General features: G+C 65.2%; 14 protein-coding genes and 2 pseudogenes. 9 read left to right on the top strand and 7 right to left on the bottom strand.

What is annotated here, in order from left to right:
• Window positions 1-152 precede the first annotated feature (152 nt).
• Window positions 153-1,463 carry an FAD-dependent oxidoreductase gene (locus tag ACQI5H_RS08675; protein WP_427078984.1) on the top strand — a complete coding sequence of 437 codons (1,311 nt, stop codon included), beginning with the start codon at window positions 153-155 and terminating at the stop codon, window positions 1,461-1,463.
• On the opposite strand, the gene ACQI5H_RS08670 is transcribed toward ACQI5H_RS08675, so the two are convergent.
• A complete protein-coding gene (locus ACQI5H_RS08670) occupies window positions 1,460-1,936 on the bottom strand; it encodes an SRPBCC family protein (protein WP_427078983.1) in 477 nt (158 codons plus the stop codon). The genes ACQI5H_RS08675 and ACQI5H_RS08670 overlap by 4 nt on opposite strands.
• A 9-nt stretch (window positions 1,937-1,945) precedes the next feature.
• A complete protein-coding gene (locus ACQI5H_RS08665; RefSeq protein WP_427078982.1) occupies window positions 1,946-2,632 on the bottom strand; it encodes a DUF899 domain-containing protein in 687 nt (228 codons plus the stop codon).
• Window positions 2,633-2,794: 162 nt separating this feature from the next.
• Here ACQI5H_RS08665 and ACQI5H_RS08660 point away from each other — a divergent pair, with 162 nt between their 5' ends.
• Window positions 2,795-3,601 carry a PPOX class F420-dependent oxidoreductase gene (locus ACQI5H_RS08660; protein WP_427078981.1) on the top strand — a complete coding sequence of 269 codons (807 nt, stop codon included), beginning with the start codon at window positions 2,795-2,797 and terminating at the stop codon, window positions 3,599-3,601.
• Between the two features lie 64 nt (window positions 3,602-3,665).
• Window positions 3,666-4,112, top strand: coding sequence for a nuclear transport factor 2 family protein (locus ACQI5H_RS08655; RefSeq protein WP_427078980.1), 447 nt, complete (start codon window positions 3,666-3,668; stop codon window positions 4,110-4,112).
• A gap of 13 nt (window positions 4,113-4,125) precedes the next feature.
• On the opposite strand, the gene ACQI5H_RS08650 is transcribed toward ACQI5H_RS08655, so the two are convergent.
• Window positions 4,126-4,989: an alpha/beta fold hydrolase gene (locus ACQI5H_RS08650; RefSeq protein ID WP_427078979.1), complete on the bottom strand. Its 864-nt coding sequence runs from the start codon at window positions 4,987-4,989 to the stop codon at window positions 4,126-4,128.
• A gap of 128 nt (window positions 4,990-5,117) precedes the next feature.
• Entirely contained in the window at window positions 5,118-5,564 is a 447-nt protein-coding gene (locus ACQI5H_RS08645) for a YybH family protein (RefSeq protein ID WP_427078978.1), read from the bottom strand.
• A gap of 223 nt (window positions 5,565-5,787) precedes the next feature.
• Here ACQI5H_RS08645 and ACQI5H_RS08640 point away from each other — a divergent pair, with 223 nt between their 5' ends.
• The 4 genes from ACQI5H_RS08640 (at window position 5,788) to ACQI5H_RS08625 (ending at window position 9,532) form a co-directional block, all read left to right on the top strand.
• Window positions 5,788-6,045: a hypothetical protein gene (locus ACQI5H_RS08640; RefSeq protein WP_427079120.1), complete on the top strand. Its 258-nt coding sequence runs from the start codon at window positions 5,788-5,790 to the stop codon at window positions 6,043-6,045.
• Between the two features lie 357 nt (window positions 6,046-6,402).
• On the top strand, window positions 6,403-6,759 hold the full coding sequence (locus tag ACQI5H_RS08635) for a type II toxin-antitoxin system Phd/YefM family antitoxin (protein ID WP_427078977.1): 357 nt from the start codon (window positions 6,403-6,405) through the stop codon (window positions 6,757-6,759).
• Between the two features lie 13 nt (window positions 6,760-6,772).
• Window positions 6,773-7,444 carry a zeta toxin family protein gene (locus ACQI5H_RS08630; RefSeq protein ID WP_427078976.1) on the top strand — a complete coding sequence of 224 codons (672 nt, stop codon included), beginning with the start codon at window positions 6,773-6,775 and terminating at the stop codon, window positions 7,442-7,444.
• Window positions 7,445-7,540: 96 nt separating this feature from the next.
• The gene (locus tag ACQI5H_RS08625; RefSeq protein WP_427078975.1) at window positions 7,541-9,532 is read left to right on the top strand and encodes a protein kinase domain-containing protein; all 1,992 of its coding nucleotides are present in this window, start codon (window positions 7,541-7,543) and stop codon (window positions 9,530-9,532) included.
• A 76-nt stretch (window positions 9,533-9,608) separates the two neighbouring features.
• On the opposite strand, the pseudogene ACQI5H_RS08620 reads toward ACQI5H_RS08625, so the two are convergent.
• Window positions 9,609-9,950, bottom strand: a pseudogene (locus tag ACQI5H_RS08620) (DUF742 domain-containing protein); the annotation flags it as partial.
• Window positions 9,951-10,085: 135 nt separating this feature from the next.
• Window positions 10,086-10,604 (bottom strand): annotated as a pseudogene (locus ACQI5H_RS08615) (peroxiredoxin); the annotation flags it as partial.
• A gap of 140 nt (window positions 10,605-10,744) precedes the next feature.
• Between ACQI5H_RS08615 and ACQI5H_RS08610 the strand changes: the two are divergent.
• Window positions 10,745-11,212: a hypothetical protein gene (locus ACQI5H_RS08610; protein WP_427078974.1), complete on the top strand. Its 468-nt coding sequence runs from the start codon at window positions 10,745-10,747 to the stop codon at window positions 11,210-11,212.
• Window positions 11,213-11,321: 109 nt separating this feature from the next.
• On the top strand, window positions 11,322-11,729 hold the full coding sequence (locus tag ACQI5H_RS08605) for a DUF4189 domain-containing protein (protein WP_427078973.1): 408 nt from the start codon (window positions 11,322-11,324) through the stop codon (window positions 11,727-11,729).
• A 32-nt stretch (window positions 11,730-11,761) separates the two neighbouring features.
• Here the strand turns inward: ACQI5H_RS08605 and ACQI5H_RS08600 are convergent, their stop codons facing one another.
• Window positions 11,762-12,217, bottom strand: coding sequence for a DUF1942 domain-containing protein (locus ACQI5H_RS08600; protein ID WP_427078972.1), 456 nt, complete (start codon window positions 12,215-12,217; stop codon window positions 11,762-11,764).
• Window positions 12,218-12,225: the final 8 nt, after the last annotated feature.

The raw sequence follows: 12,225 nt of genomic DNA, 5'->3' as shown, positions 1-12,225 counted from the left end.
GCCTAACGCCGGATTTGCTGGCCGACGACGAATTCCGCGGCGACCTGCGTCGGCGGGCGGATATCTGAAAGTTATCTAAGAAGTTCTTACTCTTCTCTTAATCTTTCGGTAGTGTCCCTGGCAATAGCTCTTCGACAAACCGAAGGAGCGGTATGACGCGATTCGATGTGGTCGTAGTCGGCGCGCGGTGCGCCGGATCGCCGCTGGCGGCAATGCTTGCGCGACGGGGTTTGAGTGTCTGTCTGGTTGACCGCGCCCGGTTTCCGTCGGAGACCCCGTCGACCCACATCATGCAGCCCTCCGGCACACGGGTGCTGGATCAGCTCGGCGTGCTCGAAGCGGTCATGGCCGCCGGCGCGGTACCGCTCGATCGCATGACCATGGTGATCGACGACGCCGTTCGAATCGAGGCGACCGTCGATCCCGCGATCTCCACTCACCCGAGCCTGTGCGTTCGGCGGGTGACGCTGGACGCCTTGCTCGTCGACGCTGCGGCCGCGGCGGGCGCCGATGTTCGCACGGGGCTGCGCGTCACGAACATCATCACCGAAGACGGGCGCGTTATCGGGGTAGACACCGCCGCGGGCCCCATCGAAGGCCGGCTGGTGGTCGGCGCCGACGGCCGTCACTCGACGATCGCCTCGCTGGTCGGATCCCGCGAATATCACATCGCATCGGCGGGAAAGATGTTCGCCTGGGCCTACTTCGAGCATGTGCGCGACCGGGAAGGGCACGCGCGGCTCGGCCGCCGGGGAGACCTGGGGTTCTTGGCCGGCCCCACCGACGGCGATCTTTACATGGCCGCGATCGCGATCGATATGCCGAAACAAGCCGAGTTCCATGCCAATCGAGACGCCAACTTCGCTGCCGGTCTGCGAGCCTGGCCTGAGCTTGCCGATGTAATCGGAGACGGGCGACGTGTGGGTCCGATCCGGGTGCTAACGAACTGGCACGGCTACTTCAGGGAGGCCGCCGGACCCGGATGGGTCCTCGTGGGCGACGCGGGGCACTTCAAGGATCCGGCGCCGGGGCAAGGCATCAGCGACGCATTCCGCCAGGCCGAGCGGCTAGCCGATTCCATCGAGGACGGCATGGGCAACTCGAGCCCCGACGATGCCATGCAGCGTTGGGGTCGCTGGCGCGACGCGGATGCTTACGAGATGCATTGGTTTGCAAGAGATTTCGGCCGGGCCGGCGCTTCGACACCCTTCAACACGCGCTTGATGAAGGATCTCGGAGCCGATCCCGTTGCCACCCAAAGGCTTTTCGGTGTGCTGAACCACGACGTCCGCCCGTCGCAGGTGTTCACGCCGGGCATGATTGCGCTGGCCGCGGCGCGCTCGCTGCGGGATAGGCCCGATCGGCTTATCGCAACGGCCAAGGAGATCGTCAGGGCGGGAAGGGACAACGCACGCCGTGCCCGACAGAGGGGGACCGCCGCACCGGGCAAAGATAGCCGTTAGCCCGCGACGGATCGCTCCAGTGACGCCAGCGAATCGGCAAGATAGTCCTCACCGAACAATGGCATCGTGCCGACCCGGTCGCGGAACGACTGCGGCGTGCCGCTCCAGTCATAGGTGAGCGTGACGTCGGTGCCGTCCCCGTTCGGAGCGAGGTCGTAGCGCCAGAACCAGCCCCCGGGCGAGTGATTGCCGGCGTCGTCGAGCACGCCCGGCATCCACCCAATGGCGCGATCCTGGTCGAAGACATTGACCAGGTTGTACGTGACGTAGTCACCGCCGGCCCGAGTCAGAAACATGTTCATCGCGAACATCTGGCCCGCGCCGGTGATCGGGGTGGTGTCCACGGCGTCGCGGACCCAATCGGTGGGCTCGGTGGCGCAGTGGCGGGAGGGGTCGGCGAGGACGGCGAAAATCGCTGCCGGGCTCGCGCCGATCGTGCGGGTGACGACGTAGCGTTCGGTGGTCATGGTCATGCGTTGTCCCTACTTGTCACTGGGTCCGTAGGCGCGGGCGATATCGGGGGAGTCGAGCCAACCCGAGTATGTGGGGCGCGACGGCCAACCTTCAGGCGAATCGAGCCATTCCTCCTGACGGCCCCACGGAAGTATGTCGATCAGCGCGAAGCTATGGCTGAGCTGCTCGGTACCCCGCCCGTTCGTATGCCACGTGCGATACACGCTGTCACCGTCGCGCAGGAACACGTTGACGGCGAAGCCGCCGCCCGGCGGTGCGTCCATGTCGGCGCCGAACGAACTCTCCGACGACGAGTACCACTCCATCCGGTTGCCGACCTTCCGCTTGTAGGCGAGCGCCTCGTCGATAGGTCCGTTGGTGACGATGACGAAGCGGGCGTCGTAGCTGTCGAGGAACTCCAGCCGGGTGAACTGCGACGTGAAGCCCGTGCACCCGCCGCATTGCCACTCCGCGCCGTCCGTCCACATGTGGTGGTAGGTGATGAGCTGTGAGCGGCCATCGAACACATCGACCAGCCGGATCGGGCCGTCGGCGCCGATCAGCGTGTAGTCGGGCAGCTCGACCATCGGCAGCCGGCGTCGCTGGGCGGCGATCGCGTCCAGTTCTCGGGTAGCGGCCTTCTCGCGCTTGCGCAGTTCGTCGAGGGCGGCGCGCCACGTCTGGTGATCAACAATTGGCGGTATTGCGTTAGGCATGGAATCAACCTTTGCTGTGATCTGTGGGTCTCAAAGGTATGACCGGTGGCGCGCTAGGAATTCATCGCTAGATCGTCCGTAGATCTTCGGTCGTGCTGTCACATGTCGGCGCGCTACTACGTCTAGCGATTGAAGACAAACAAGCAATGTGGACGAGGGGGCGTGATGAATCGGTTGAGCAGCCTGGCGCGGGTATACCTGGTCGCGGTGACGGCTCTGGTCGGCGCGATCACCGTTGGGATCGGGATCTGGTGCCTCATCGGTCCGACGTCATTCGCGAAGGCCGTCGGCTTTGATGTGCACAGGCACTTCCTGCACGATCTCGGCGCGTTCCAGATAGGCCTGGGGGTGGGGCTCCTGCTCGCGCTGATCTGGGCGGACGCCCTGGCCACGACGATCGCGGGATTCCTTGTGGCCAACACCCTGCACACTGTGAACCACGTGATGGACCTCGACCTGGGCGGTTCGCCGGCCCAAGCGTGGGCGCTCGGCGTTGTGTCGGTGTTGTTGGTGGCGGCATTCGCGCTGCGGTGGCGTCAACTCGGCTACGTTCTGGGTGCCGTTGGCGCCGCCACCACTCCGGCGTTGGCGCGATTCGTGCGGCAGAAGACGATCCGGCTCATCACGTTTCGCAAGGACGGCACGCCCGGCTCGAGCCCGGTGAGCATCGTGGTCGACGGCGAGCGCGCCTACTTCCGCAGCTTCGAGCGGGCGATCAAAGTTCGCCGGATTCGGCGCAACCCGAGCGTCGAGTTCGGCCCGGCGACAGCGTCGGGCAAGCCGACGGGATCCGCGCAACCCGGCACTGCCCGCATCCTGGAAGGTGCTGAGTATCGCAACGTTGGACGCCTGCTGCGGCAAAAATATCCCGTCCTGCATGGCCTGGTGGTGCCGCTGACGCACCGTCTCATGCGGTCCAAGTTCGGTCGCACGATACACGTGGAGCTCACCCCGTCGTCGTCGCAGTAATTTGGCAGTCGTTGGCAGCGCCGTGGGTCGAAATGGCAGGGCACCAACACGCATCGTTGACGAAGTGAACACACACTCGGATCCAGAAGAGTTCGTCGCCAGATTTGCCGACTTCTGGAGCAACCCATCACCACAACGCCTGCCGGAACTCCTTCACCCGGATGTTGTCTTGCTGCAGCCTCTCGCGGCTCCCATGGTCGGGATCCAGGCTGCGCAAGCGGACTTCCAACGCATCTGGTGCTGCCTTCCTGACCTGCGCGCGCACGTTGATCGCTGGTGCGGAGCGGGCGACCTCTTGTTCATCGAGTTCCGGCTGCGCGCCCGCATCGCGAGTTCCGTCATCGAATGGCCCAACGTGAACCGACTGCTGCTGCTCGATGGCAAGGCGATCGAACGCGTCACCTACTTCGACCCTCTCGCGATCCTGCCCAAGCTTCTTCGGCATCCCTCCATATGGTGGCGATGGTGGCGCTGCAGAGCCGCGAGGACGACACCGATAGCCGTGGCGTAACTGTGCTACTCGTTCACACCTGACGCCCAGCCCCGGGCCTGCGGGCGGCGATATCCGTTATCGCGTCGATGACCGTGTCCGGCTGGTCAAGGGAGACAAAGGTTTTCGCGTCGGGCACCTCGATCAGCTTCGCGTCGCTGAACTGCTTCGCCAAGCGCCGACCCAAGCCCGGGGTGAAGCAGCGGTCTCGCTGTCCCCATACGAGCGTGACCGGCTTGGTGAAGCGGGGGAGCCGGGTTGCCACGTCCGTCAGATCGGTGACCGCGACCTGACGCAGAAGGGCCGCCAGGTCGCGGCAGATGCGTGCGTCCTTCAGGCAGGGTCTCAGCCAGGCCGCGGTGACGTCGGGCTGGGGATGGTTGATCAGCAGGCCATAGCCGAGCGGCGAATCGCGCAGCGCCCGCAGCCGCATCTGTCCGAATAGCGTTCTGATCGAGATGGGGCCGCGAAGCAACGCGAACACGAGGTCAAACGGGAAGGGCGGGCACTTGTCGAAGGCGTCGCAGTTGGTGAGCACCAGACGTCCAATCCGGTCCGGATGAGCGTCGACAACCAGTTGGCATATCCCGCCACCGGTGTCGCTGCCGACCAGCGTCACGTCGGAAAGGTCGAGGGCGACGATGGCGTCGTTGACCATCTCCGCGACACCGTGCAGTGAGAGCGCGGTGGCATCTCTGACCGGGATGTTGTGCGAACCGAGCGGCAACGTCGGCACGACGCAACGGAAACCACGGCGCGCCAGGCCTTCAGCGACCTCGCGCCACAGTCGCCCGTCGACCAGGATGCCGTGGACGAACAGCACCGGTGCATGCGGAGAATCCTGCGGTCCGAACTCCTGATACTCGATCGTGCCCTGCCGAAGCGCCAGCTCTGCCATGTCGGTTGTTCCTCCTCGTGCATCGGTGCCGACCCACCCACAATCGAAGCCCGACAGCGGCTGCCGGGGCCACCCCGCGAACTGCCAAATACTGCCAATCTCCCGAAGGGAGGGCGCGAACCGCGCGGTCAGGGCTCCAGATTCAGCAGCGCCGCACCGGTTGCCGGATCCAGGCGTGCCGACGCGTGGTCGTGTACGACGAGCCAGCGGCCGTTGACCTTCTGGAAGCACATCGTCGCTCGAACCCAGAAGCCGGCGGTCGTGCTTCCGCCCTTCAGGGTGCCGCTGAGCCGATTGAGGCTGTGCGCGAATGCGACGTCGCCGCGCACGGTGATCGTCAGGTCGCGAATCTCGTAATCCGGATGCTCGTAGGCCGCGAATACGCGCTCCCAGTTCTTCCGTTTTGCTTCCGTCCCCACGTGTCGGAGGGGCGGCTCGATGTCGAACGACACGACATCTGTCGTGTAAGCCGACATCACGGCCTCGAGATCCCGGGTCCGAATCGCGCCGGCGAGCGTGTCGATCCGCTGTCGAATGTCAGCTTCGTCAGCCGGATGTTCGGTAGGAGTGGTCACAGAATTCACGGTAGCCGGGGCAAACCGGTGCTTGACCTGTCCGGCCGGGGCGGGTTCGATAATGCATACGGCTAGGGGGAGGCCCGCAATGAGGACGTTCATTCGCCATCTGGTTTCCGTCGTCATGGTTGCGTGGGCAACGATGGCCACCGTAACGATCGCGACTCCGGCCGTGAGCTCGGCCGACTGCGGCAACGGCGATGTGTGGGACCCGAAGGCCGAGGTGTGTCGGCCCGCAGGAGGGCCGATACCTCAGCAATGCGAGCCCGGACAGTGGTGGGATCCGACGGGCGACGTATGCCGGCCGCTGGGTGTCGGGCCGCAACCCTTGGCATGCGATCCGGGCCAGTGGTGGGACCCCACGGCGAATGTGTGCCGCCCGCTTGGGGTGGGGCCACAACCGTTGGCGTGCGACAACGGCTGGTGGTGGGATCCGACCGCCAACATCTGCCGTCCGCCAGCGGTACCGCCCGCCGGCTAGGCGCCGCGTGCCTGTAGACAATCTTTTAGTAGCCGCTAGCGTTCCTTCGGCGATGCGGGTAAGCTGCATTCCAATAGTGAACGGATACGTCTACAATTGAGCAGGAACGGCCGCATGTACAGCGCACCGTCGCCCTTTGACGAGCCGACTGCACCGATCGACGCACAAACCTTGCGGTTGTGGTGGGCGCACCAACATCGTGAAGGGCACGCAATCGAGCCGCGTAAGCGCTGGCGCGCGTCCACCCGGGCAACGTCGAACGGCTAAACCGGGGAGTACCGCTACCGAGCGCCATTCGCACAAAATGGACAAAATAGCTAAACTGTGCGGGTACCGGCAACCAGCGAGGGGAGCGCCATGTCTACCGTCTCGTTCCGCAACCGCGACGGCAAGCTGGTCGATGTGCCGAAGGTGACGGCCAGCCGTCTTAAAAACGAGTTCGGCACGGTCTTTGAGGAGGCCGCACTCAGTGGGGCGGTGGTCATCACTAAGCACGACACGCCCAGGGCGGTGTTGGTGTCGTTTGCCGAATTCGAGGCGCTGACCGCGCCGGTCACACCTGCACTCGACGACCTCAGCGAGCGCTTCGACAAGCTGCTTGCCACCATGCAGACACCGAAAGCCAAAGCCGGGGTCGCCGCGGCCTTCGACGCCACGCCGGAGGAATTGGGCGCCGCGGCGGTGAAGGCGGCACGCGCGGCACAGCGACGGTGATCCAAAGCGAGCCATGGTTCGCAAAACAACCACGCCGCCGCAGATCCACGTGCTGGCGGGCGTCAACGGCGCCGGCAAGAGCAGCATCATCGGCGCGACGATCCGCGACAAGGGCGGTGAGTACTACAACCCCGACGAGGCCGCGCGCGAGATCATGGCGGCCAACCCCGGATTGGGCCAGACCGAGGCGAACGCGGCGGCCTGGGACCAGGGCCGAAAGCTGCTGGAGCGGGCGATTGACGAAGGCCTCGATTTCACGTTCGAGACCACACTCGGCGGCAACACCATGCCGCGGCTGCTGGCCGACGCCGCCAAGCGTGGCATCGAAATCCACGTCTTCTACGTCGGGCTCGACACCGACGACGCCCACATCGCGCGAGTCCGGCAACGGGTCCGCGGCGGCGGGCATGACATTCCCGAAGCCGACATCCGACGCCGCTGCCGCCACAGCCTGATCAATCTCGTGACATTGCTGCCTGTGCTGACCGAGCTACGGGTGTATGACAACTCCGCGACCGCCGACCCCGCGAGAGGGCAGGCACCGCGGCCGGTCTTGGTGCTGCACGTGCAGCGCGGCCAGATCGTCGGGCCGCCCGACTTGACCTCGACACCGGCCTGGGCCAAGCCCGTCGTCGCGGCGGCGCTGGAGCAGGCAAACGGGAGGGGTGCCCGCCGGGGTCGGTGAGCCGCGCCGTCCGGAATCGCCTGTTGCAAAGGTTTCCCCAAACTGCGTCGGCGGTGGACTATGGTGTTGCTGGCTTGCTGCTGTCGGGAGGTTTCGGTGGAAGGGACCCCGTTCGGCCAGTACCGACTAATCAACCTGCTTGGCCGCGGCGGCATGGGCGAGGTCTGGCGGGCCTATGACACCGTCACCGATCGGATCGTCGCGCTCAAAGTGCTCCCAGCGCATTTTGCTGCGGACAGGACTTTTCAACAGCGATTCCGGCGCGAGGCCCACGCGGCGGCACGGCTAAACGACCCTCACGTGGTGCCGATTCACACCTACGGCGAGATCGAGGGCCGGCTGTTTGTCGACATGCGGCTGATCGAGGGTCGCGACCTGGCAACCGTGCTGGCCTCCGGTTCGATGCCGCCCGCACGCGCCGTGCACATCGTCGAGCAGCTCGCGCACGCCGTGTATGCCGCGCACAAGATCGGATTGGTGCATCGCGATATCAAGCCCTCCAACATCTTGCTCGACGACAACGATTTTGCGTACCTGATCGACTTCGGGATCGCGCGCGCTGTGGGCGAGACCGGTCTGACGGGGACGGACGTGGTGATGGGCACGCTGCGCTACATGGCACCGGAGCGTTTCGGTGTCGGTCAGGCCGACGCACGCTCCGACATCTACGCGCTGGCGTGCGTGCTCTATGAGTGCTTGACGGGAGGCGCCCCATTTCCGGGTGACAGCATCGAGCAACAAGTAGCAGGGCATCTGTCGGCCCCGCCGCCGCGACCGTCCGACTCCGGCGCGCCACCGGGGTTCGATGCGGTCATCGCTACGGGTATGGCCAAGGACCCTGACAAGCGCTACGCCACCCCGGTGGAAATGGCACGCGCCGCTCGTGACGCGATCACCATGCCGATGCGCTTACCCGACCCGACCGTTCAGTCACCCACGGTCGGTGAGCCTACGGAGCACGTGCAGCAACCATTGCCCCGCAACACATTCCAGTTCGTCGAGGGAAACCTCAAACGCGCCAAACGGCCATGGGTGGTCGCCGCGGTGGTTGCGGTGATCGTGGCCTTGGTGGTGGGCGCGAGCGTATACCTGCTGCGCACGCACACATCCACGACTGCAACTACACGGACGACTGCGTCCCCGGCGGCCGCCATGCCGCCTTCGGCACCGAGCGCGACGGTCACGGCACCGCCGATTGGTCCACCTACGATCGCCGGCTCAATCCGGGTCGGCAACGGCGCCTTCGGCATCGCGGTCGACGCCGCCCGACACACCGCCTACATCGCGAACACCGGTTCCAACTCCGTCTCGGCCGTCGATACCGCCAGCCGCACAGTCACAGCCACCACCGCGGTAGGACGACACCCCGTCGGCCTGGCGGTGGATCCGTCGACCAAGACCATCTACGTCACCAACTACGACGACTCCTCCGTATCGGTCATCGACATCGCGAGCAATAAGGTCATCGCCTCGGTAGGTGTCGGTACCCATCCCGGTGGAGTGGCGGTCGACCCGGATGCCCGAATCGTCTATGCCACCAATGGTGATGGCGCGTCGGTGTCGGTCATCGACACGACGACGCATGCCGTGACTGCCACGGTGCCCACCGGAAAAGGACCAAGCCGGGTAGCCATCGATCGGACCGCGCACCGCTTGTTTGTCACGACTGCCGATCCGACAGTGACGGTTATCGATACGACGAACCGAACCGTCATCGGTTCCGTCGCGCTTCGCGGCCGCCCGGCCGGTATCGCAATCGATACCGAATCGCACACCGCCTATATCGCCAGCGGCGACGACGCGTCGGTGTCCTTCGTCGACACCAACAGTCTCACCGTCACGGCGAGTGTGCCCGTCGGACAACGCCCCGCCGGTGTGGCGGTGGACCCACCCACGAAGACCGCGTACGTGGCCAACTACAGCGGTGCGTCCGTGTCGGTGATCGACACCGCCAAACGCACCGTCACGGGAATCCTTCCCGTCGGGAACAATCCGCTCGCCATCGCCGTCGACCCAAACACACACTTCGCTTACGTCACCAGCGACCTGAACCATGGTTCGGTGTCAGTGATCGAACGTGGGTCATAGGCACCGCTTGATCCGAGCATTGCTCGTACCTGTTGCCAGGCGAGGGGACGGGCCGATCCTGCCCGAGGACGCTGCGTCAAGCCGAGTGGCGTGCCCGTAGGCCGCGCAGCGTCCTTTTTATCAGTTCACGTCGTTCGTCGATTGTCATCGAGTCGCCGAGGGGCGCGTGCACCCGCAAATAGCCCTTTGTCACCAGGTCGCCGACCAGGAACCGCGTCGCGCCGAGCGGCAAGGCCAGATGAGCGGCGATCTCCGCGACCGAGGGGGTGTCCACGCACCATGCCAGGATCTGGCCCCGGACATCATTTCTCGGCCAGCGCGGCGGCTTCCCTGCGGTGTTGAGCACTTCGATCCGCGCCTCGAGCGGCAGGTCGACACCCGAGTCGGTACGTCCCGCCGTCAGCGCGTATGGCCGGACCGGGCTCGGCTCGTCCGCGGTTTGCGGTTCGGTGAGCCAGTCGCCGATCGGTTCGCCGTTACCCTCCGACTGCTGATAGGCGTCGGTGTGTTCCTCCCGGACGTGTGACGAACCATGCGACACGTTGTGATGCTCCAAGAACCACAACGCCTGGTCCGCGTGCACCGAAGCGCGCAACTCGTTGGAAACGACCTTCAGTACGGTGCGGTCGGTGTCGATGACGAATGTCGTCCGCCTGACCGGCAGCAGCCGGGCCAGCAGGCCGCGGCGCCGACTGTGCCGGCCACGCCGGGACGCCTCACGCGCCACGACGGATCTACGCAGCTTGGCCAGCCTGCCCCGACGCACCCCGAACAGCTCGGACACCACACCGTCCGCGTCAGAGAGCAGCGGATAGTCGAACGAGCGCTGCTGGGCGAAGTGGGCCTGCTTGTCGACGGTGTCGGTGCTGATGCCCACCCGCTGGGCGCCCACCCGGGCGAATTCGTTGCTCAGGTCCCGAAAATGACAGGCCTGTGCTGTACAGATCGGTGAAGACGCTAATGGGAAGAAGAACAGCACCACCGGGCCGTCGGAAAGGAGCGCCGCCAGTGTCCGAGGCTGACCGGTGTGATCGTGCAGAGTGAAGTCAGGCGCCTTCTCGCCCGCGATCATCGGCAAAGACTAACGCGGGGAGGCGCCGAAGCGGAACGACTCCGATAATTCGGTCATCGCCGAACAGCGAGCAGGTCGTGGCCGACACACCCGGTGGGGCAGTCCTTACCTGATACGGGTTAGGGGTATACAGTGCTCCCATGACGGTCCGGTATCTCGCGTCCGACGGGCCCTCGGGCGGGCTGGTGAAGCACGCCAACAGGGGCAAGTGGCGATGGCTGGTGTCGGTGGTTGCGGTGGGGGCCGTCGTGTGGGCGCTTGCGGCTGTGGGTGCTCACGGGAGGTTGCTGTCGGCGCACCACCATGTTTTTCATCCTTCGCATCCGTTGCTGTCGTCGCTGAGTGCTGAGTTTGCGGCCAATGTTGATCAGGCGCATGTGGTGGATGGATCGACGCATTCGCATCATCCGGAGGAGTTCGCCGGCGCGGTGCTGCCGCAACGGGCGGCGACGGCGTTAGTCGCGTTGGGTGTGGTGGTGGCGGCTCTGACAGTCGCCGGTCTGCTGGGCACCGTGATGGTTCCGACTGGGCGCGGGCCTCCGTGGGCGCCCGCCCGTGTTCTTGCCGGTCAGCATCTGTTGACTCGGCTTTGCCTCACTCGTCGCTGAGGGCTCAGCGTCAGGCCTTTGTGCCGTTGGCACGCATGGCCGGTGATCGCTGACCGACGTCAATGGGCGCGCCCAAATTTGGCGGCCCTCATGCGCAAGTGAGGCGCAAATGAACCATGTCCTGACTGCGAAGCTTCGGCGGGGAGCCGCGCATGCAGTCGCCGCCCTGACGGCTTGGGCCGCGTTGACCGTGAGTTTGCCGACAAGCGCTCATGGCGTCGCGACTGCCGATGTGCCCGCTTCGCCTAGCGTCCGTTACGGTGCAATCGCTTATGCCCCTGCCGACAAAATTGGCGTTGCTTGGGACCAGCGCACTCGAGCCCAGGCTGGCCAGGCCGCGCTGGCGAAGTGCGGGGCCCAAAATTGCGAAATCCTTAGCACTTTCATCCGCTGCGGCGCGCTCGCCACTGACGGCTCGCACTACCAAGGGGGATTAGGCTGGGCCCGCCGGATGGCAGAAGACGACGCGATAAACCGGCTCGGCGGGGGGCGGATCGTGGCGTGGGCATGCAACTAGTTGGCTGAAAAAGCCACGCGCGCGCCGAGTTGCTAGCCTTTCCAGACGACCTTGTCAGTGCCTCCGGCGTCCCGGTACACGACACTGTCGGGGTTCGTACCGTTGCGAACGTCGAAGTAAATGCGCCCCTTAACAGGGGTTCCTAAGGGGAGTGGCCCCTCAGGAAGGCCGTCGGTCTGGTTGCCCTTCATCACCGCGAACGTTGAACTGTTGACGGCCCGAGCATTGAAGTCGGCAATGTTCGGAGTTGCGTTACCGCTTACACCTGTGGCCGTGACGTCGGAGTACCAGATGCCGTCGTTGTGGCCGCTGGGCTGCAGGTTGCTCACGGTGTAGTCGATGGTGCCACCATTACTGGAAAGCTCTGCCATCTGGCCGAATTGCAGCACTTGCGGATCCGCGAATGCCGGCGTCGCCGCGAGGATTCCGGCCGCCGCCAGTGCAGCCGTTGCTGCCATTGTTTTCGATGCAATGTGTGAGAACGCCACGTCGGGCT

Origin of the sequence: Mycobacterium heidelbergense, assembly GCF_050205645.1 — a bacterium.
Lineage (GTDB): Bacteria > Actinomycetota > Actinomycetes > Mycobacteriales > Mycobacteriaceae > Mycobacterium > Mycobacterium heidelbergense_A.
The sequence above is the reverse complement of the archived record's forward strand: the minus strand, read 5'-3'. Positions and strand labels throughout refer to the sequence as shown.